Consider the following 20,176-nt stretch of genomic DNA (forward strand, 5'->3'; position numbering starts at 1 on the left):
GTGCCGAGGCAAGCGGCGCTTCGCGCAGCGCGAATCCGACTTTGCGGCAGATCAAAAACGCAATGTCAACGGCTGACAGTTCGGGCCCGAACGGCGCCGCCCCCAGCGATATCGTGTGCTCGTCCGACATACATCAAAAGACGAATAGACGAACCTTCCCGGCCCCAGCGGACAGGGGCCCTGTCATGAGGAATAACGAGATGGGCGCACGCTTGCAGGCGGGGAATTCCCCGGCGACACCACCAATCGGCAAGAAACCCTCCGCGAATAACTTCGGCGGCTGGGGCTGGAGCATGATCGGCTTCAGCCTGCTGATGTACTACAACTTCGCGGCGTGGACCGCGGACGGTCTCAACGTGATCGTCGAGAGTTTCGTCGATCTGCACGGCTGGGATTATGCGACGCTGCTCGCATTCTCGACGCCGGCGGGCTGGCTGGGGGTGCTCGGCTCGTTCCTGATCGCCGAGATGATCAATCGCAAGGGTGCCCGCCTGGTCGCCCTCGGCGGTTTGGTGGCGCTCGGCGCGACGATGATCTGGTTCGGTCGCGTGACGACCCCGATGGAATATGCCATCGGCCTCACCCTGATCAATTTCCTGGCCACCGGCACCTGTTTCAACGTGCCCGGCACGCTGCTCACCACCTGGTTCCCGCGGAAAAAGGGCCTGGCCCTCGGCTGGGCCACGATGGGGATGTCGCTGTGCACCGCGACGCTGGTCCCGCTGATGGTCATGCTGTTCAGCCGCTTCGGTGTCCAGGATACCTATGCGGTCGTCGGCGGCGTCCTCATCGTCTTCGGCATCGTCTCCTTCTTCTGGGTCCGCAACACCCCCGAGGAACTCGGCTGCTCGCCTGACAACGAGAAGCTCTCCAAGGAGGCGATGGCCGAGAACCTGCGCGAGTTCAACGAGCACAAGAGCCCGTTCACGCTGCCGGTGCTGCTGCGCGACCGCGACATGTGGCTGATCTCCGTGGGTTATGGCGTGCTCTGGCTGGTGGATATCGGCGTGGTCAGCCAGCTGATTCCCCGTCTGATTTCGGTGGGCTACGACAAGCAGACCGCGATCATGATGTTCACGACCGCAGCGCTGTTCTGCGCAGTGTTCAGCTACTTCTGGGGCTGGGCCGACGTGAAGTTCGGCACGCGGCGCACGAGCATCGCTTACGCATTCTTCTTCGCGGCCACCCACGCCTGCCTCCTGGTGCGGGGCAGCGACACCTTCACGTATTTCACCCTGCTGATGGTCGGCGCCAGTATCGCCGGCATCAAGGAACTCGCCACGTCGCAGGTCGGGTCGGTTTACGGGCGATATGACTTCGCCGCCGCGAACCGCGTCATCTCGACGATCGCCTGCCTGTTCCGGGTGATGTGCTTCGCCGTCATCGCCGCCAGCCTGAAGTGGACCGGTGATTTCGACGCGGCCTACATGTTCTTCATCTTCCTGGACTTCGTCGGGGCCGCGCTGATTTACTTCATCACGACCGAGTGCAAAGGCCGGGTGGATGCCAGCGACGCAGCCTACGCCGGCCACTGAATAACTCGGACAAACAACCGGGATATTCACCGACCGCTGCTCGATAACCCCCGCCGGACAACGGTCGGAACACTCAACCAAACCATGATTTCCAAACCTTTGATCACGGCTGCCGACGCGGCGGCCCTCGTCGAGGACGGGATGACGGTGATGATCGGCGGCTTCATGGCGGTCGGCACGCCGGAAGCCATCGTCGACGCGCTGGTCGCCAGCGGCCGGCGGGACCTGACGATCATCGCCAACGACACCGGCTTCGTCGACCGCGGCGTCGGCAAGCTGGTGACCAACCGTCAGGTGCGCAAGGTCATCGCCTCGCACATCGGCACCAACCCCGAGACCGGCCGCCAGATGTCCGACGGCGTGCTCGAGGTCGAGCTGGTGCCGCAGGGCACGCTGATCGAACGCATCCGCGCCCACGGCGCCGGGCTGGGCGGGGTGCTGACCCCCACCGGCCTGGGCACGGTGGTCGAGAGCGGCAAGGCGCGCGTGCGCGTCGGCGACGCCGACTTCCTGGTCGAGACGCCGCTGCGCGCGGACATCGCGTTCATCCGCAGCTCGCGCTCGGACGCGGCCGGCAACTCGGCCTTCTACAAGACGACGAAGAACTTCAACCCGACGATGGCCACGGCGGCCGACCTCGTCGTCTGCGAGGCGCAGGAGATCGTCGAGATCGGCTACGGCCGCGGCGACGACTTCCACCTGCCCGGCATCTTCGTCGACTACCTGGTCCAAGGGGAGCGGCGCTGATGGACAAGAACCAGATCCGGCGGCGCATCGCACGCCGCGTGGCCCGCGAACTGAAGGCGGGTGACCTCGTGAACCTGGGCATCGGGCTGCCGACTTCGGTCGTCAACTTCGTGCCCGACGAACTGGGCATCGTCTTCCAGTCCGAGAACGGGATGCTGGGCGTCGGCCCGGCGCCGACGCAGCAGGAAGAGATCGACCCGGACATCACCAACGCCGGCGGCCAGCCGGTCGGTGAACTGCCCGGCGCCATCTACTTCGACAGCGCGATGTCCTTCACGATCATCCGCGGCGGTCACGTCGACGTGACCGTGCTCGGGGCGCTGGAGGTCGACGCCGAGGCCAACCTGGCCAACTGGATCGTGCCGGGCAAGCTGGTGCCCGGCATGGGCGGTGCGATGGACCTCGTGACGGGGGCGCGCCGCGTCATCGTCGCGATGGAGCACTGCGACAAGAACGGCAGGCCGCGCGTGCTCGAACGCTGCTCCCTGCCCCTCACGGCCGTCGGTGTCGTCGACCTGGTCGTGACCGAGAAAGCGGTCATCGAGATGACCGAAGACGGACCCCTGCTGACCGAGATCGCCGCCGACACGACGGTGGAGGAGGTCATGCGCACGACGGGAGCGCGGCTGGCAGTCGCGCTCGATCTCAAGACTTTCGGTGAAGAGGAGTTAGAGCAATGAAGGTCACGAACGTGGCGGCGGCCAAAGCCTACAACCCCCCGCTGCACAACGGCATGGTGGCGCTGAAGCTCAGCGACAAGGCGCTCACGGGTGCCGAGAAGTTCTGGTGCGGGATGTCCCACTTCCTCCCGGGCGGCGGTGCCGACTGGGCCTACGAGGACTCGCCGACCGAGAAGCTGTACTACGTCGTCGAAGGCGAGCTGGTCATCAAGACCAAGGACGGCGAGACGACGGTGCGCGCCGGCGACGCCGTGTTCCTCGCGCCCTTCGAGGGCCGCTCGGTGATCAACAAGACCAACTACCCCGCCAGCATGCTGGTGGTGGCGACGAACAGCTGAAGAGAGAAGGAAGCAGACATCATGGACAAGCAATGGGACCAACGCGTGAAGTCGCTGTTCGACCTCACGGGACAAGTCGCGGTCATCACCGGCGGTGCCGGTTCGCTGGGTGAGGGCGTGGCCCGCGGCCTGGCGGTGCACGGGGCGACGGTCGTCGTCACCGGACGCACGATGGAGACGCTGCAGAAGGCCGTCGCCCAGGTCGAGGAAGCCGGCGGCAAGGCCGTCGCGATCACCAGCGACGTGACCGACGAAGCCTCGGTGCAGGCGCTGGCCGACAAGGTGATGACGCAGTTCGGGCGCATCGACATCCTGGTCAACATCGCCGGCATCGCGCGCCGCCACCCGGCCGAGAAGTTCCCGCTCGACGACTTCCGCAAGGTCATCGAAGCCAACGTCACCGGCACCTTCATTCCCTGCAAGGTGTTCGGCGAGATCTTCGTGCGCCAGAAGCACGGCAAGATCGTCAACACCTCCTCGGTGCGTGCCTTCGCGGGCCACCCGGGCGGCTACGCGGCCTACGGCACCAGCAAGGGCGCGGTCAACCTGCTGACCAAGCAGCTGGCCACCGAATGGGCCAAGCACGGCGTCAACGTCAACGCCGTCGCGCCGACGATCTTCTGGACCCCGCTGACGCAGGAAGTCCTCGAGGACGAGAAGCTCAAGAAGATCTTCCTCGACCGCATCCCGATGGGCCGTGCGGCGGAAGTCATCGACATGGTCGGCACCACGGTCTACCTGTGCGCGCCGGCCGCCGACTTCATCACCGGCCAGGTCGTCTACGTGGACGGCGGCTGCACCGCGGGCTGAGGACCGTCCCGCGCGCCGCCGTTCCTCCACGGCCACAGGGCCCGCGGCGGCGCACCCCAAACCTTCTTCAGAGACAGACAGGAAACATCATGGGCAAGAAAGTACTCGTGGACCTGAGCCACCCGTTCGGCGCGACCTCGCCGCTGTGGCCTTACTTCCAGGCGCCGCAGATCAGCAAGCTGCACTACATGGCCAAGTCGGGCGTGCTGACGCAGCAGATCACCGCGACGATGCACTGCTCGACGCACGCCGACTCGCCGGCGCACGTCGTCGAAGGCACCGAGTTCACGCACGAGATCCCGCTGGACAAGTACTACGGCGACGCGGTGTGCGTGCACATCGAGAAGCCCGAATGGGGCGTCATCACCGCCGAGGACCTCGAGGCCGCGACGCCCGAGATCCGCAAGGGTGACATCGTCATCGTGCACACCGGCTGGCACAAGTACTACGGCGACAACACCAAGTACTACCACTACGCCCCGGGCCTGGGCCGCAGCGCCGGCGAATGGTTCGTCAAGAAGGGCGTGAAGGCCGTCGGCGTCGACCAGCAGGCGCTGGACCACCCGCTGCACACCGCCATCGGCCCGCACGGCACCGGCCCGCTGGTGCCGCGCCTGATGGACGAGTACCGCGAGCGCACCGGCCGCGAGGTCAAGGACGACTTCCCGGAATGGGAACCGTGCCACAACCTGATCCTCGGCAACGGGATCATGGGCTACGAGAACGTCGGTGGCGACATCGAGAAGGTCGTCGGCAAGCGCTTCAAGATCATGGGCTTCCCGATCCGCTGGTACATGGGCGACGGCTCGTGGGTGCGCCTGGTCGCCGAGATCGACGAGGACGACCTGAACCCGGTGCCGGATCGCGTCTACAAGTACGGCACGTACTGAGGCCCACCCCCGAAGCGCCTTCGGCGCGGCCGGGCCAGTGGCCCGGCCCTTCGGCTGGCGCGGACCGTCCACCGGACGGTCCACGTCCCGCCGAAGCCCCCTCAGGGGGCACTGCGGCTGCTTGATGCGCCGTTGGTCGCGGGGCGCCTTTCCCCTCTCACGCAAGCACAACCGCCGGCGCCGCTCCTCCGGGTTGGATGCGGCAGACGGCCGATCGAAAGAAGGACTGACATGAACCTCAGCAACAAGGTGATCTGCACCGTGGCGTGCACCGGTGCGTGGCCGAGCAAGGCCGACACGCCGTACATCCCGCTGACGCCGCAGGAAGAAGCCGACGAGGTCGTGCGCTGCTGGGAGGCGGGGGCCTCGATCGCGCACATCCACGTGCGCAACGACGAAGGCAAGGCCTCGATGGACTTCGACAAGTTCGCCGAGACCGTGCGCCTGATCCGCGCCCGTGCGGACATCGTCATCAACCTGACGACCTCCGGCGGCCTGGGCCTGACCGACGAGATCCGGATGAAGCCGTTCCAGGAACTGCGCCCCGAGATCTGCTCGTTCGACGCCGGCACGATGAACTGGGCGCACTCGACGATCTTCGAGAACAGCCCGCGCTTCCTGGAGAAGCTGGCCATCGAGACCGCGGCCTGCGGCGTCAAGCCGGAGTACGAGATCTTCGACGCCGGCATGATCTACAACATCGGCTACTACCGCCGCAAGGGCCTGCTGCAGCACCGCCCGCACTTCCAGTTCGTGCTCGGCGCGCCCGGTGGCATGACGGCCGAAGTGCGCAACCTGATGTTCCTGCTGGAGACCTGCCGCGAGGTCGTCGGCGACGACTTCACCTGGGGCGGTCTGGGCATCGGCAAGGGCCACCTGCCGATCCAGCTCGCCTGCCTGGCGCTGGGCGGCCACGTGCGCGTCGGCATGGAAGACAACATCTTCTACCGCAAGGGCCAGCTCGCGAAGAGCAACGTCGAGTTCGTCGAGCGCGTCAAGCGCCTGGCGGCCGAAGTCGACAAGGAAGTCGCGACGCCTGACGAGGCGCGCGAGATCCTTCAGCTCAAGCGTCAGGCCTGAGTCGGGGACGATCGTGACGCGTCTCGTGCGCCGGCGCCGAAACTCCGAGGCCGTCTTCGGCCTCCGGGGCCGCGGCCTCGTCCTCCGCCATCGCCAGTTCGCCGATGCCGCGATCGGCGACGAGGCGCAGGCGCTCGAGGTCCAGCACGATCGTCTTGCCGTACTTGGAGCCCATGATCCCGAGCCGCGCGAAGTGCTTGATCGTCTTGGCGACGAACGGGCGCGACAGGCGCAGGCAGTCGGAGATGAACTCGATCGAGAAGGGCAGCTGCTGTTGCGGGATCGCGCTCCAGCTGCAGCAATGCACGAGGAACTGGGCGATCCCCTGTTCCTTGGACGAAGCCTTGTGCGTGCACAGCGCCAGGCGCATGTCGTCGAGCATCCGGCCCAGCCCATTGATCACGAAGGACTGGAACTCCGGGAAGTGTTCGAGCAGGTGCATGAACACATGGCTCGGGATCAGCAGCAGCTCGACGCGGGTGACCGCGTAGAGCTCGAAGTCCAGCGGCCGGTGCTGCAGCGTGTTGTTCACCAGCAGCAGCCGGTCGGGGTGGAAATGCGTCAGCAGGATGCGCTCGTTCTCGGAGTTCGTGATCCACGAGAACAGCATCCCGTTGAGCGTGTAGACCACCGCCCCGGGATGCGCGCCTTGCGGGAACACCACCGAGTTGCTCGGGTAGGTGCGCAGCTTGGAGCCGTCGGCGATCGCGTGCCGCAGAGGCTGGGAGAACCCCCTCATCAGGGGCAGTTCGAGGAGCTTGGAGGTGTCCACGTGAAGCCGTACTGCAGTTGCGGGAGGCGCCCCACAGGGGCGCCTTGGGCAGTCTAGTCCGTGCCCCGCGCCGAATCCACATATTGGAGGATGCGGCGTGGAATTTGTGAGATTCGCAATACACCGGAAGACGGGCTGTCCAAGCTCTGTCTGCCGAGGAGAAGTGTCGTCATGAACATCGGAGTGCCGCTGGAGACGTCCCCCGGGGAAACCCGCGTGGCCGTCACGCCAGAGACGGCGAAGAAACTGAAGGCGCAAGGCCACACCGTGAAGGTGCAGAGCGGCGCGGGCGTGGCGGCGAGTGCGCCGGACGAGGCCTACGCGGCCGTCGGCGCGGAGATCTGCGACCGTGCCACCGCGTTCGGCTGCGAGCTGGTGCTCAAGGTGCGCAGCCCGGATGCCGAGGAGCTCGCGCTGATGAAGCCCGGCACGGCGCTGGTCGGCATGTTGAATCCTTTCGACAAGCCCGGCCTGCAGGCGCTGGCGAGCGCCGGCTTGACCGCCTTCGCGCTCGAAGCCGCGCCGCGCACGACGCGGGCGCAGAGCATGGACGTGCTGTCCAGCCAGGCCAACATCGGCGGCTACAAGGCCGTGATGATGGCCGCGGACAAGTACCAGCGCCTGTTCCCGATGCTGATGACCGCCGCCGGCACGATCAAGGCCGCGCGTGTCGTCATCCTGGGTGTCGGCGTCGCCGGCCTGCAGGCCATCGCCACGGCCAAGCGCCTGGGCGCGGTCATCGAGGCCTCCGACGTGCGTCCCAGCGTCAAGGAGCAGGTCGAGTCGCTGGGCGCCAAGTTCATCGAGGTGCCTTACGAGACGCCCGAGGAGAAGGAAGCCGCCGAAGGCGTCGGCGGCTACGCCCGCCCGATGCCGCAGAGCTGGCTGGACCGCCAGAAGGTCGAGGTCGCCAAGCGCGTCGCGCAGGCCGACATCGTCATCTCCACCGCGCTGATCCCGGGCCGTGCGGCGCCGGTGCTCGTCACCGAGGACATGGTCAAGGCCATGAAGCCGGGCTCGGTCATCGTCGACATGGCCGCCGGCCGTGGCGCCGATGGCGTGGGCGGCAACTGCCCGCTGACCGAAGCCGGCCAGACGGTGAAGAAGCACGGCGTGACCATCATCGGCGAGACCAATCTGCCGGCGCTGGTGGCCGCGGACAGCTCCAGCCTGTACGCGCGCAACGTGCTCGATTTCCTCAAGCTCGTCGTCACCAAGGAAGGTGCGCTGCACGTGCCTGCCGACGACGACATCGTGCTCGCCTGCCTGATGGCGCAGGGCGGCGAACTGAAGAAGAACTGAAGGAGGCGGCGATGGAAATCGTGAGCCATACCGTCACGAACCTGATCATTTTCATGCTGGCGATCTACGTGGGTTACCACGTGGTGTGGAACGTGACGCCGGCGCTGCACACGCCGCTGATGGCGGTGACGAACGCGATCTCGGCGATCGTGATCGTGGGCGCCATGCTGGCGGCGGCGCTGACCGAGACCGACCTGGGCAAGACCATGGGCGTGCTGGCCGTGGCGCTGTGCGCGGTCAACGTCTTCGGCGGCTTCCTGGTCACGCGGCGAATGCTGGAGATGTTCAAGAAGAAGCCCGCGAAGAAGGCTGCGGGGGAGAAGTGAGATGAATCCGAACCTGTTCCAACCGAGGGCTCGCGTGGCCCGGGGAGCACGAGCATGAGCGCGAGCCTCGTCACCCTGCTGTATCTGGTCGCGAGCATCTGCTTCATCCAGGCGCTCAAGGGGCTGTCGCACCCGACCACCTCGATCCGCGGCAACGTCTTCGGCATGGTCGGCATGACGATCGCCGTGCTGACCACCGCCGCGCTGATCGTCAAGCTCGCCGGTGGCGGCGTCGCCGGGCTGGGCTACGTGCTCGTCGGCCTGGTCGTCGGCGGCGGCGCCGGTGCCGTGATGGCGCAGCGCGTCGAGATGACCAAGATGCCCGAGCTGGTGGCCTTCATGCACAGCATGATCGGCCTGGCGGCGGTCTTCATCGCGGTGGCCGTCGTCGCCGAGCCGCAGGCTTTCGCGATCGCGCCGGCCGGCGAGCCGATCCCCGTCGGCAACCGCATCGAGCTGTTCCTGGGGGCGGCCATCGGCGCGATCACCTTCAGCGGCTCGGTCATCGCCTTCGGCAAGCTCTCGGGCAAGTACAAGTTCCGCCTGTTCCAGGGTGCGCCGGTGCGTTTTGCCGGCCAGCACTGGCTGAACCTCGTGCTCGGCCTCGCGACGATCGGCCTGGGCATCGCGTTCGCGGCGACGCAGCGCTTCGAGTTCTTCATCGTGCTGATCGCGCTGGCCTTCGTGCTCGGCGTGCTGCTGATCATCCCGATCGGCGGCGCCGACATGCCGGTCGTGGTGTCGATGCTCAACAGCTACTCGGGCTGGGCGGCGGCCGGCATCGGCTTCAGCCTGAACAACAGCATGCTGATCATCGCCGGCTCGCTGGTGGGCAGCTCGGGGGCGATCCTCAGCTACATCATGTGCAAGGCGATGAACCGCTCGTTCTTCAACGTCATCCTGGGCGGCTTCGGCGGCGAAGGCACGACGGCGGCGGCGGGCGGCCAGGCGCAGCGCAGCGTCAAGAGCGGCAGCGCCGACGACGCGGCCTTCATCCTGGGCAACGCCGAGACGGTGATCATCGTTCCGGGCTACGGCCTGGCGGTGGCCCGTGCGCAGCACGCGGTGAAGGAACTGGCGGCCAAGCTCACCGAGAAGGGCGTGACGGTGAAGTACGCCATCCACCCGGTGGCTGGGCGCATGCCGGGGCACATGAACGTGCTGCTGGCCGAGGCCGAGGTGCCCTACGACCAGGTCTTCGAGATGGAAGACATCAACGCCGAGTTCGGCCAGGCCGACGTGGCGATCATCCTGGGCGCCAACGACGTCGTGAACCCGGCCGCGCATGTGAAGGGCAGCCCGATCTACGGCATGCCGATCCTGGAGGCCTACAAGGCCAAGACGGTGATCGTGAACAAGCGTTCGATGGCCTCGGGCTACGCCGGCCTGGACAACGAACTGTTCTACATGGACAAGACCATGATGGTCTTCGGCGACGCCAAGAAGGTCGTCGAGGACATGGTCAAGTCGGTCGATTGAACCCGGACTGACGCACAGGAACTCCGCGTCTTTTCGTTGGGCCGGCAGTCTGCCGGCCCTTTTTTATTGGCGATCGTTTCCTTCGATGGAGCGATCGGAAACGACGATTTCACCTCGTGGCGCCTTCGGTTCAGACTGCGCGCATTCGCTCTTCGCGCACCGGAATGCCGGCAAAGCGCCGGAACGAATGTCCGCAGTCCATCGGCTTCGGCTCGCGCGCACCTCAGCCCTGCATCAGCGGCTGCAGCGTCCTACCCACGCGCTGCAGCAACGCCATACGCCCCGGCCCGGGGCGGCACGATTGAACCCGGACTGACGCTCTCAGCCATTGCGTCGTTTCGTTGGGCCGGCTCACGCCGGCCCGTTTTTTTTGGGTCGACCGCGTTCAGGCGCGGCCGGCCGAACTCTTGCGCTGGCGGATCAGCTCCAGCATCGCCCCGGCGGCGATCGACAGCGGCCGGTCCTTGCGCCAGAGCACGTGGATCGGCCGCGTGATGCCCGGCGGCGCCAGCGGCACGGCCACCAGCTCGGGGTGGCGGAACTGGGTCAGCGCCAGCTCCGGCAGCAGGCTCACGCCCAGGCCGTGGCGGATCAGCCCGGCCACCGTCGACAGGTAGTTGACCTGGAAGGTCGACGAGGTGACGCCGGTCGCACCGACCGCGTTGACGACGTGCTGGTGCACGCTGGTCTGGCGCGACAGGCGGATGAAGTCGCAGCCGTCCAGGTCTTCGAGCGAGACGCTTTCGAGGCGTGCGACACGGTGGTCGCGCCGGCACACGAGGTAGAAGCGGTCGCTGTGGAAGTGTTCGCTGCAGTATTCGTCCAGCGGCGTGTTCGGCGCCGCGATGGCGATGTCGGCTTCGCCGCTGTTGAGCAGCTGCATGCAGGTGTCCGACAGCACGTCGTAGACCTCGACCGCGATGCCCGAGTACAGGCTGCGGAACTCGCCGATCACCGGCGGCAGCCAGTCGCCCGAGATCGACGGCAGCGCCGCGATGCCGACACGGCCCTTCTTCTTCGCCACCAGGTCGTTGAGGTTGCTGAAGGTGCGTTCGATCTCGTCGACCAGGTGGCGCGCCGCGTCGGCGAACAGCGCGCCCTCGGGCGTCAGCACGACGTTGCGCGTGTCGCGGTCGAACAGCCGCGTGCCGACGTCCTCCTCCAGGCGCTGGATCATGCCGCTCAGCGTGGACTGCGAGACGTGGCAGTGCTCGGCCGCGCGCGTGAAGTTCTTCTGCTCGACCAGTGTCAGGAAGGCCTTCAGCAGTCGGAAGGAGACATTAATCGCCATCGCCGATCAATCCATCGAAAACGACAATTTTACAGAATAAATAGCCCGGCCGACACTATGGACACCGGACGAATGTTATGCAACCCCGGATCGTGTTCGACAGCCCCATGCATTAGCAACGCAAAGCAAAGTCGACCCCGCCCGTCGGAGATGGCAGTCCGGTCCCGTTCAAATGAGTTAGCGCCCATCGGGTAACGATAAAGGGCTGAGGGGTTATTAATGTTGGCATTGCTAGGCCTATTGACGATCGTCGTGATGCTCGCGGCGATCATGACGAAGAAGCTGTCACCGATGGTGGCGCTGATTTCGATTCCGATCATTGCCGCCCTGATCGGCGGCTTCGGTCTCGAAACCGGCAAACACATCGTGGCCGGCGTCAAGAACATGGCGCCGATCATCGGCATGTTCATCTTCGCAATCCTGTATTTCGGCATCGTCACCGACGCCGGCATGCTGGACCCGATCATCAACCGCATCCTGAAGACGGTCGGCACGAAGCCGGCGCGCATCACGATGGGCACGGCGCTGCTGGCGCTGATCATCCACCTCGACGGCTCGGGTGCCGTGACCTTCCTGGTCACGATCCCGGCGATGATCCAGATCTACGACCGCCTGGGCATGGACAAACGTGTCCTGGCGGCGTGCGCGTCATTGGCGGCGGGGGTGAACTTCCTGCCGTGGACCGGGCCGGTGATCCGCGCCTCGGCGGCGCTGCACATCCCGGTGTCGGAGATCTTCCTGCCGCTGCTGCCGGTGCAGATCGTCGGCCTGGCCTTCGTCTTCGGCACCGCCTGGTACCTGGGCAAGCGTGAAGAGAAGCGCCTGGGCCTGGGCAACGGTTCCGAGCACGTCGTCGTCGAACGCACGCTCAAGCCCGAAGAAGAGGCCCTGCGCCGTCCGAAGAACTTCTGGATCAACATCGTCCTGACGCTGATCGTCATGGGCGTGATGATTTCCGGCAAGGTCGAGCCGGTGGTGATGTTCATGATCGGCACGGTCCTCGCGCTGATCATCAACTACCCCAACGTCGACATGCAGCGCCAGCGCGTGGATTCGCACGCCAAGGCCGCGCTGCTGATGGCCTCGATCCTGCTGGCCGCCGGCGTCTTCACCGGCGTCATGAAGGGCACCGGCATGCTGACCGCGATGGCGCAGAGCGTCGCCGGCCACGTGCCGCAGGACATGGCGTCGCACATCCCGTTCGTGCTCGGCATCCTGTCGATGCCGCTGAGCCTGCTGTTCGACCCCGACTCGTTCTACTTCGGCGTGCTGCCGGTGCTGGCCGAGGTCTGCAAGATGCTCGACGTGCCGTCGATCCAGGTCGCCCAGGCCGCGCTGCTCGGCCAGATGACCACGGGCTTCCCGGTGAGCCCGCTGACCCCCGCCACCTTCCTCGTCGTCGGCCTGTGCCGCATCGAGCTCGGCGACCACCAGAAGTTCTCGATTCCGCTGCTGTGGGGCGCATCCATCGTGATGACGCTGGCCTGCGTGCTGTTCGGAGTCTTCCCCCTCTGACGCGAGACGCGTCCCCGTGCCGGCCGCCGAGGCGGCCCGCGCGGACCATCGAAGAAAGAAGGACACGATGAAAACCATCCGCATCGGTGCCGGTGCCGGCTACTCCGGCGACCGCATCGAACCCGCCGTCGAACTCGCCGCCAAGGGCGGCATCGACTACCTCGTCTACGAGTGCCTGGCCGAACGCACGATCGGCCTGGCCCAGCAGGCGAAGATGAAGGATCCGAAGGCCGGCTACGACGCGCTGCTCGAAGCGCGCATGCGTTCGGTGCTGCCGCTGTGCCGCGCCAACGGCATCAAGCTGATCTCCAACATGGGCGCGGCCAACCCGGTCGCCGCGGTCGAGAAGGTGCGCGAGATCGCCGCCGAGCTGGGCCTCACCGGCCTGAAGATCGCCGCCGTCACCGGCGACGACGTGCTCGAGGTCGTCAAGACCACCGACCTGCCGCTGATGGAAACCGGCGAGTCGATCCGCACGCTCGACGGCAAGATCGTCTCGGCCAACGCCTACCTGGGCGTCGAGCCGCTGCTCGAGGCGCTGCGCGGCGGTGCCGACGTCATCATCAGCGGCCGCGTCGCCGACCCGGCGCTGTTCATGGCGCCGCTGATCCACGAGTTCGGCTGGAAGCTCGACGACTGGGACAAGCTCGGCAAGGGCACGCTGGTGGGCCACCTGCTGGAGTGCGGCGGCCAGGTCACCGGCGGCTACTTCGCCGACCCGGGCGTCAAGGACGTCGCCGGCCTGGCGCGCCTGGGCTTCCCGATCGCCGAGGTCAGCGAAGACGGCACCGCCGTCATCACCAAGGTCGAAGGTTCCGGCGGCCAGGTGCGCGTGGCCACCTGCAAGGAGCAGATGCTCTACGAGATCCACGACCCGCGCACCTACTTCACGCCCGACGTCGTCGCCGACTTCTCGCAGGTGACGATGACCCAGATCGGCCCCGACCGCGTGCAGGTCGCCGGCGCCACCGGCCGCGAGCGCACGCCGACGCTGAAGGTGTCGGTCGGCTACCGCGACGGCTACATCGGCGAAGGCCAGATGTCCTATGCCGGCCCCGGCGCCCAGGCGCGCGGCGAACTCGCGCTGCAGATCGTCGAGCAGCGCCTGTCGCTGACCGGCGTGAAGTTCTCCGAGGTCCGCTACGACCTGATCGGCGTGAACTCGATCCACACCCGCCCGAACCCGGCCGAGCCCGGCGAGGTGCGTGTGCGCGTCGCGGCGCGCACGACGACGCAGAAGGACGCGGTGGCCATCGGCAACGAGGTCGAGACGCTCTACACCAACGGCCCCGCCGGCGGCGGTGGCGCCACCAAGTCGGCCAAGGAAGTGCTGGCGATCCTGTCGGTGCTGCTGCCGCGTGCCAGCGTCAAGCCCGCCGTCACCTACGTGGAGGTCTGAAATGAAAGTCCGTGACATCGCCCACTCGCGTACCGGCGACAAGGGCAACATCTCCAACATCTCGATCATCGCCTTCGACGCCAAGGACTACGAGCGCCTGGCCAAGGCGCTGACGCCCGAGGTCGTGCGCCGGCACTTCGCCTGGGTCGTCAAGGGCGAGGTCGAGCGCTACGAGCTGCCGCAGCTGGGCGCGCTGAACTTCGTCATGACCCAGGCCCTGGGCGGCGGCGTGACGCGCTCGCTGGCGCTGGACCCGCACGGCAAGTGCCTGAGTTCGTACCTGCTCGAGTACGACCTGCCGGACGAACAGTGATGGCCGGCAAGCAGATCGCCTGGGACGCCGTCGGCGCCCTGTTCCGCAACGGCATGAAAGTCATGTACGGCGGCTTCATGGGGGTCGGCACGCCCGCGGGCATCGTCGAGGCGATGTGCGCGGCCGACCTGCGCGAGCTGGAGCTGATCGGCAACGACACCGGGGTGCCGATCCCCGGCGTCGCGCCGCTGATCAGCCAGCGCCGCGTGCGCCGGCTCGTGGCCTCGCACATCGGCACCAATCCCGAGACCGGCAAGCAGATGCTGGCCGGCGAGCTGGAGGTCGAGCTGGTGCCGCAGGGCACGCTGGCCGAGCGCATCCGCTGCGGCGGTGCCGGCCTCGGCGGCTTCCTCACGCCGACCGGCGTCGGTACCGTCGTCGAGGAAGGAAAGACGCGTTTGAAGGTCGGCTGGACCGACTACCTGCTCGAGCTGCCGCTGCGTGCCGACATCGCCATCGTCAAGGCCGCGCGCGCCGACCGCCTGGGCAACCTGGTCTACGAACGCGCGGCGCGCAACTTCAACCCGCTGATCGCGCTGGCGGCCGACGTCGTCATCGCCGAGGTCGACGAGATCGTCGAGCCGGGCACGCTGGACCCCGACCTGGTGATGACGCCGGGCGTGGTGGTCGACTACATCGTGCCGGCAAGGAGCCATTGAATGGATGCCAAGTCCGTGATCGCCTGCCGCGTGGCGCAGGAACTGCACGACGGCGACGTCGTCAACCTGGGCATCGGCACGCCGACGCTGGTGCCGCGTTACCTGCCGCCGGGCGTGCAGGTGACGCTGCAGTCGGAGAACGGCTTCGTCGGCATGGGGCCGCTGCAGGGCGAGCCGCAGCCGGGCGTCGTCAACGCCGGCGGCCAGCCCTGCGGGCTGGTGCCCGGCGCCGCCTTCTTCGACAGCGCGATGTCCTTCATGCTGATCCGCGGCGGCCACGTCGACCTGACGGTGCTCGGCGGCCTCGAAGTCGACCGGCAGGGCAACCTCGCCAACTGGATGGTGCCCGGCAAGATGGTGCCCGGAATGGGCGGTGCAATGGACCTCGTGACCGGCGCCAAGCGCGTCATCGTCGCGATGGAGCATTGCACGCGCAATGGCGGCCCGAAGATTCTCGAACGCTGCCAATTGCCGCTGACCGCGTGTAATTGCGTCGACATGATCGTCACCGAAATGGCGGTCTTCCGGCGCGACGACGACGGTCTGGTGCTCGAGGAACTGGGCCCCGGCGTCAGCGAGGACGACGTTCGCCGCGGCACCGCGGCGGCCTACCGCACATCGCCGACGCTGCGCCAGATGGTCCTGCCGGGCCTCGCCGCCTGAGGCCCGCGGCGGCCGTGCCTCCGTGGCTCGGCTGCCGAGCGGCCCGGTCCAAGCGACGTGATGCATGGAGATTCGCGTAAGTGGGCACTGACCGCACGTGCCGGGCAGGGCGTTGGCGTGCTGCGCCACGGCCTGCTTGCGCGCGCCGCGCGGCGCTCCGGCGGCGTTGATCCAGCGCAAAACGAGGATGGCAACGCTTGCCATTTCACGGCCCTGCCGGTCGGGCGTCGGCGATACCGTTTCGTCCATCGTCAATAAAGCCTTCGCGGCGAATTGGCGACACGAGACGCTCAAGAGCGTGGTCCTGCCGGGCAAATGGAAATAGCCGATCGGGCCACGACGAATAACGAATTCTGCTGGGTGATCCCATGATGGCTGAGGAAACGATCGTCGACGCCCGCCTGCGTCGTGCCGAGGCGACCGGCCCCGCGTCGGTGGCGACGGTGAGCAACGTCCCGTTCGACGAGCTGCTGATCGGCCAGAGCGCCAGCGTCACGCGCCAGGTGACGATGGACGAGATCGAACTCTTCGCCGCCGTCTCGCACAACCGCAACCCGCTGATGCTCGACGCCGAGTTCGCCGTCGGCGGGCCGTACCGGCGCGTCATCGCGCACGGCATGTGGAGCGGCTCGCTTCTGTCGGGCATCCTGGGCTCGCAGCTGCCGGGTTTCGGCACCGTCTACCGCGGCCAGAACCTGCAGTTCCTGCACCACGTCGCGCTCGGCGACACGATCACCGCCAGCGTCACCGTCGTCGAGAAGAACGCCGAGACCGGCGTCGTCGTGCTGCGCTGCCTGTGCCGCAACCAGGACGGCGTGACCATCGTCAGCGGCACCGCCGAGGTGCTGGCGCCACGGCACAAGACGACGCTGCCGGTGGCCGAGCTGCCCCAGGTGCAGCTGATCCACCACCACCAGCACGACGCGCTGCTGCGCCGCTGCCAGGCGCTGGAGCCGGTGGCCACCGCGATCGTCTACCCCTGCAGCGAAGCCGCGCTGCGCGCCGCCGTCGAGGCCCAGCACGCCGGGCTGATACGCCCGGTGCTGGTCGGCCCGGCGGCGAAGATCCGCGCCATCGCCGCGGGCTGCGTGCTCGACATCGCCGGCCTGCGCATCGTCGACGCCGAACGTCCGGCCGACGCCGCCGAAGCCGCCGCCCGCCTGGCGCGCGACGGCGAGGTCGGCGCGCTGATGAAGGGCTCGCTGCACACCGACGAGCTGATGAGCGCCGTCGTGCGCCGCGAGAACGGCTTGCGCACCGCGGCGCGCATCAGCCACGTCTTCGCGGTCAACGTGCCGACCTATCCGCGGCTGCTGCTGATCACCGACGCGGCGGTCAACATCTCGCCCTCGCTCGACGACAAGGCGCACATCGTCCAGAACGCGATCCACCTCGCGCAGGTGCTGGGCGTGGCGACGCCCAAGGTCGCGATCCTGTCGGCGGTCGAGACGCTGAACCCGAAGATCCCGTCGACGCTGGAAGCGGCGGCGCTGTGCAAGATGGCCGAGCGCGGTCAGATCACCGGCGGCGTGCTCGACGGCCCGCTGGGCTTCGACAACGCGATCTCGGCCGAGGCCGCACGCACCAAGGGCATCGTCTCGCCGGTGGCCGGTTCGCCCGACATCCTGCTCGTGCCCGACCTCGTGTCCGGCAACACGCTGGCCAAGCAACTGAGTTTCCTCGCCCACGCCGAGGCGGCCGGCATCGTGCTCGGCGCCAAGGTGCCGGTGATCCTGACCAGCCGCGCCGACAGCCTGCGCTCGCGCCTGGCCTCCTGCGCGATCGCCTCGCTGATGGCCGCCGCGCACCGCGCCGCCTGAAAGGAGCCCGCCGTGGCCAAACATTCCGCCTGCCTCGTGCTCAACGCCGGTTCGTCGAGCCTGAAGTTCTCGGTCTTCCGCGACGACCCGACGCGCGCCCGGCTGCAGCCGGTGTTGAGCGGCCAGGTCTCGGGCATCGGCGGCACCGCGCGGCTGGAAGCCAAGGACGCCGAACGCCGCGTCATCGCCGAGCGCTACTGGAGCGCCGATCAGTCGCTGTCGCGCCAGGACCTGCTGGACCACGTGCTGGCCTGGATCTCGACGACGCTGGACGGCGACCACATCGTCGCCGTCGGCCACCGCGTCGTGCACGGCGGCCCGGACATCGCCGAGCCGCGCGTCGTCAGCCCGGCGCTGCTGGAAGAGCTGCAGCAGCTCGTGCCGCTGGCACCGCTGCACCAGCCGCACAACATCGCGCCGATGCGGCTGATCGCCGAACGGTTCCCCGACCTGCCGCAGGTCGCGTGTTTCGACACCGCCTTCCACCGCGGCCAGCCCTGGGTGACGCGCACCTACGCGCTGCCCAAGGAGCTGACCGCCGACGGCGTCTGCAGCTACGGCTTCCACGGCCTGTCCTACGAGTACGTGTCGCGCACGCTGCTGGCCGCGCGGCCCGAGCTGGCGCGCTCGCGCATCGTCATCTGCCACCTGGGCAACGGCTCCAGCGTCTGCGCGGTGCAGAACGGCCGCAGCGTCGACACCTCGATGGGCTTCACCGCGCTGGACGGCGTGCCGATGGGCACGCGCAGCGGCGCGCTCGATCCCTCGGTGATCTTCTACCTCGTGCGCGAGTACGGCATGACGCTGGAAGACGTCGAGACGCTGCTCTACACGCGCAGCGGTCTGCTCGGCGTCTCCGGCCTGTCCAACGACATGAAGGTGCTGCTGGAGTCGACCGACGCCGACGCGCACCAGGCCGTGGAGCTCTTCTGCTTCCGTGTCGCCAAGGAGGTCGCGGCGCAGAGCGCCTCGATCGGCGGCCTGGACGCGCTGGTGTTCACCGGCGGCATCGGCGAGAACGCGCCGCGGGTGCGCGAGCTGATCGCCGAGCGCCTGGCCTGGCTGGGCGTGGAGCTGGACGCGCACGCCAACGCCGCGCGTCACGACGAGATCGGTGCCGAGCGGGCGCGCGTGCGCTCCTTCGTCGTGCCGACCAATGAAGAACTGATGATCGCCCAGCACACGCTGGCGCTGCTGCGCGAAGCGCGTTCGCCGCTGCCGGCGGCGCGCCCGGCGCCGCCGCCGCGGCGCCCGGTCGCGGCGCTGCTGCGCCAGGCCGCACGGCGTCCCCGCACCTTCCTCGCCCTCAAGGGCACCGCCCCGCGCTGAGCGCGGGACTTCACCCCGACACCCCAGGAGTCACACCATGGTTCAAGAAGTCTTCGTCATGAGCGCCGTGCGCTCGGCCATCGGCACCTTCGGCGGCTCGCTCGCCGATTTCCATGCCTGCGAGCTGGGCGGCCTCGTGATGCGCGAAGCCGTCGCCCGCGCCCATCTCGACCCCGAACTGCTCGAGTACGTCACCGTCGGCACGACGATGCCGACCGACTCGCGCTACCCCTACGTGTCGCGCGTCGCCTCGATCCAGGCCGGGCTGCCGATGACGTCGACGGCGATGCAGCTCAACCGCCTCTGCGCCTCGGGCCTGCAGGCCGTCGTGACGACGGCGCAGAACATCCGCCTGGGCGACGTCGCCGCGGGCATCGGCGGCGGCGTCGAGGTGATGTCGCGTGCCGCGTACATGCTGCCGGCGCTGCGTTCCGGCGCGCGCATGGGCGACACGGTGGCCTTCGACGGCATGCAGTCGATCCTGACCGACCCGTTCGGCGTCGGCCACATGGGCGTCACCGCCGAGAACCTGGCCACCAAGTACGGCATCACGCGCGAGGAGCAGGACGCCTGCGCGGTCGAGTCGCACCGCCGCGCCGCGGTGGCGATCGCCGAAGGCCGCTTTGCCGGCCAGATCGTTCCGATCGTCAAGAAGACGCGCAAGGGCGAGGTCGTGTTCGACACCGACGAGCACTGCAAGCCCGAGACGACGATGGAGTCGCTGGGCAAGCTGCGTCCGGCCTTCAAGAAGGACGGCGGCACGGTGACCGCCGGCAACGCCTCGGGCATCAACGACGGCGCCGCCTTCCTGGTGCTGGCCAACGGCGAGGTCGCCGCGCGTTCGGACAAGAAGCCGATGGCGCGCCTGGTGTCCTATGCGGTGTCCGGCGTCTGCAACGACGTGATGGGCGAGGGCCCGGTGCCGGCGACGCGTGCGGCGCTGAAGAAGGCCGGCCTGTCGCTGGACGCGATGGACGTCATCGAGTCCAACGAGGCTTTCGCGGCGCAGGCGCTGACGGTGGCCAAGCTGCTCGGCCTGGACCCGGCCAAGACCAACCCGAACGGCGGCGCGATCGCGCTCGGCCACCCGGTGGGCTGCAGCGGCGCCTTCATCGCGACCAAGGCGCTGCACGAACTGCAGCGTGTCCAGGGCCGCTACGCGCTGGTCACGATGTGCATCGGCGGCGGCCAGGGCATCGCCGTGATCTTCGAACGCGTCTGAACGGCG

20 protein-coding genes are annotated in these 20,176 nt (G+C 67.7%); 18 read left to right on the forward strand and 2 right to left on the reverse strand.

What is annotated here, in order from left to right:
* The first annotated feature begins 200 nt into the window (after window positions 1–200).
* The 7 genes from RGE_RS00600 (at window position 201) to RGE_RS00630 (ending at window position 6,080) form a co-directional block, all read left to right on the forward strand.
* Entirely contained in the window at window positions 201–1,535 is a 1,335-nt protein-coding gene (locus RGE_RS00600; RefSeq protein ID WP_157781788.1) for an MFS transporter, read from the forward strand.
* A gap of 84 nt (window positions 1,536–1,619) precedes the next feature.
* Complete coding sequence (locus RGE_RS00605) at window positions 1,620–2,282, forward strand: 3-oxoacid CoA-transferase subunit A (RefSeq protein ID WP_014426363.1); 663 nt, start codon at window positions 1,620–1,622, stop codon at window positions 2,280–2,282.
* Window positions 2,282–2,962, forward strand: a complete 681-nt coding sequence (locus RGE_RS00610) for a 3-oxoacid CoA-transferase subunit B (RefSeq protein ID WP_014426364.1) — start codon at window positions 2,282–2,284, stop codon at window positions 2,960–2,962. The genes RGE_RS00605 and RGE_RS00610 overlap by 1 nt, the downstream gene beginning before the upstream one ends.
* Window positions 2,959–3,300, forward strand: a complete 342-nt coding sequence (locus RGE_RS00615; RefSeq protein ID WP_014426365.1) for a cupin domain-containing protein — start codon at window positions 2,959–2,961, stop codon at window positions 3,298–3,300. Before RGE_RS00610 ends, RGE_RS00615 begins: the two co-directional genes overlap by 4 nt.
* A 21-nt stretch (window positions 3,301–3,321) precedes the next feature.
* Window positions 3,322–4,110 (forward strand): SDR family NAD(P)-dependent oxidoreductase, encoded by a 789-nt coding sequence (locus tag RGE_RS00620; RefSeq protein ID WP_014426366.1) that lies wholly within the window; start codon window positions 3,322–3,324, stop codon window positions 4,108–4,110.
* 89 nt (window positions 4,111–4,199) lie between these two features.
* Window positions 4,200–5,000, forward strand: a complete 801-nt coding sequence (locus RGE_RS00625) for a cyclase family protein (protein WP_014426367.1) — start codon at window positions 4,200–4,202, stop codon at window positions 4,998–5,000.
* A gap of 231 nt (window positions 5,001–5,231) precedes the next feature.
* Window positions 5,232–6,080, forward strand: coding sequence for a BKACE family enzyme (locus RGE_RS00630; RefSeq protein ID WP_014426368.1), 849 nt, complete (start codon window positions 5,232–5,234; stop codon window positions 6,078–6,080).
* On the opposite strand, the gene RGE_RS00635 is transcribed toward RGE_RS00630, so the two are convergent.
* Window positions 6,064–6,819: a Crp/Fnr family transcriptional regulator gene (locus tag RGE_RS00635; protein WP_043783648.1), complete on the reverse strand. Its 756-nt coding sequence runs from the start codon at window positions 6,817–6,819 to the stop codon at window positions 6,064–6,066. The two genes, RGE_RS00630 and RGE_RS00635, sit on opposite strands and share 17 nt — an antisense overlap.
* 204 nt (window positions 6,820–7,023) lie before the next feature.
* Between RGE_RS00635 and RGE_RS00640 the strand changes: the two genes are divergently transcribed.
* Genes RGE_RS00640 through RGE_RS00650 form a run of 3 tightly spaced genes read left to right on the forward strand, consistent with a single transcriptional unit; the run spans window position 7,024 to window position 9,959 of the window.
* Window positions 7,024–8,154: a Re/Si-specific NAD(P)(+) transhydrogenase subunit alpha gene (locus tag RGE_RS00640; protein ID WP_043783650.1), complete on the forward strand. Its 1,131-nt coding sequence runs from the start codon at window positions 7,024–7,026 to the stop codon at window positions 8,152–8,154.
* Between the two features lie 11 nt (window positions 8,155–8,165).
* A complete protein-coding gene (locus RGE_RS00645; protein WP_014426371.1) occupies window positions 8,166–8,480 on the forward strand; it encodes an NAD(P) transhydrogenase subunit alpha in 315 nt (104 codons plus the stop codon).
* 54 nt (window positions 8,481–8,534) lie between these two features.
* Entirely contained in the window at window positions 8,535–9,959 is a 1,425-nt protein-coding gene (locus tag RGE_RS00650) for an NAD(P)(+) transhydrogenase (Re/Si-specific) subunit beta (RefSeq protein ID WP_014426372.1), read from the forward strand.
* Window positions 9,960–10,344: 385 nt separating this feature from the next.
* Here RGE_RS00650 and RGE_RS00655 read toward each other — a convergent pair whose 3' ends face one another.
* Window positions 10,345–11,250, reverse strand: coding sequence for a LysR family transcriptional regulator (locus tag RGE_RS00655; protein ID WP_014426373.1), 906 nt, complete (start codon window positions 11,248–11,250; stop codon window positions 10,345–10,347).
* 219 nt (window positions 11,251–11,469) lie between these two features.
* On the opposite strand from RGE_RS00655, the gene RGE_RS00660 reads away from it, so the two are divergent.
* The 8 genes from RGE_RS00660 (at window position 11,470) to RGE_RS00695 (ending at window position 20,170) form a co-directional block, all read left to right on the forward strand.
* A complete protein-coding gene (locus tag RGE_RS00660; protein WP_014426374.1) occupies window positions 11,470–12,765 on the forward strand; it encodes a CitMHS family transporter in 1,296 nt (431 codons plus the stop codon).
* Window positions 12,766–12,832: 67 nt separating this feature from the next.
* Entirely contained in the window at window positions 12,833–14,164 is a 1,332-nt protein-coding gene (locus tag RGE_RS00665; protein ID WP_014426375.1) for an acyclic terpene utilization AtuA family protein, read from the forward strand.
* A gap of 1 nt (window position 14,165) precedes the next feature.
* Entirely contained in the window at window positions 14,166–14,477 is a 312-nt protein-coding gene (locus RGE_RS00670) for an AtuA-related protein (RefSeq protein WP_014426376.1), read from the forward strand.
* Window positions 14,477–15,136: an acetate CoA-transferase subunit alpha gene (atoD, locus tag RGE_RS00675; RefSeq protein ID WP_014426377.1), complete on the forward strand. Its 660-nt coding sequence runs from the start codon at window positions 14,477–14,479 to the stop codon at window positions 15,134–15,136. Before RGE_RS00670 ends, atoD begins: the two co-directional genes overlap by 1 nt.
* Complete coding sequence (locus RGE_RS00680) at window positions 15,137–15,799, forward strand: 3-oxoacid CoA-transferase subunit B (protein ID WP_014426378.1); 663 nt, start codon at window positions 15,137–15,139, stop codon at window positions 15,797–15,799. It abuts the gene before it with no gap.
* Window positions 15,800–16,167: 368 nt separating this feature from the next.
* Window positions 16,168–17,619 carry a bifunctional enoyl-CoA hydratase/phosphate acetyltransferase gene (locus tag RGE_RS00685; protein WP_014426379.1) on the forward strand — a complete coding sequence of 484 codons (1,452 nt, stop codon included), beginning with the start codon at window positions 16,168–16,170 and terminating at the stop codon, window positions 17,617–17,619.
* A gap of 12 nt (window positions 17,620–17,631) precedes the next feature.
* Window positions 17,632–18,948, forward strand: a complete 1,317-nt coding sequence (locus RGE_RS00690; RefSeq protein ID WP_014426380.1) for an acetate/propionate family kinase — start codon at window positions 17,632–17,634, stop codon at window positions 18,946–18,948.
* A 37-nt stretch (window positions 18,949–18,985) separates the two neighbouring features.
* A complete protein-coding gene (locus tag RGE_RS00695) occupies window positions 18,986–20,170 on the forward strand; it encodes an acetyl-CoA C-acyltransferase family protein (protein ID WP_014426381.1) in 1,185 nt (394 codons plus the stop codon).
* Window positions 20,171–20,176: the final 6 nt, after the last annotated feature.

The organism is Rubrivivax gelatinosus IL144, assembly GCF_000284255.1.
GTDB classification, from domain to species: Bacteria; Pseudomonadota; Gammaproteobacteria; order Burkholderiales; family Burkholderiaceae_C; genus Rubrivivax; species Rubrivivax gelatinosus_A.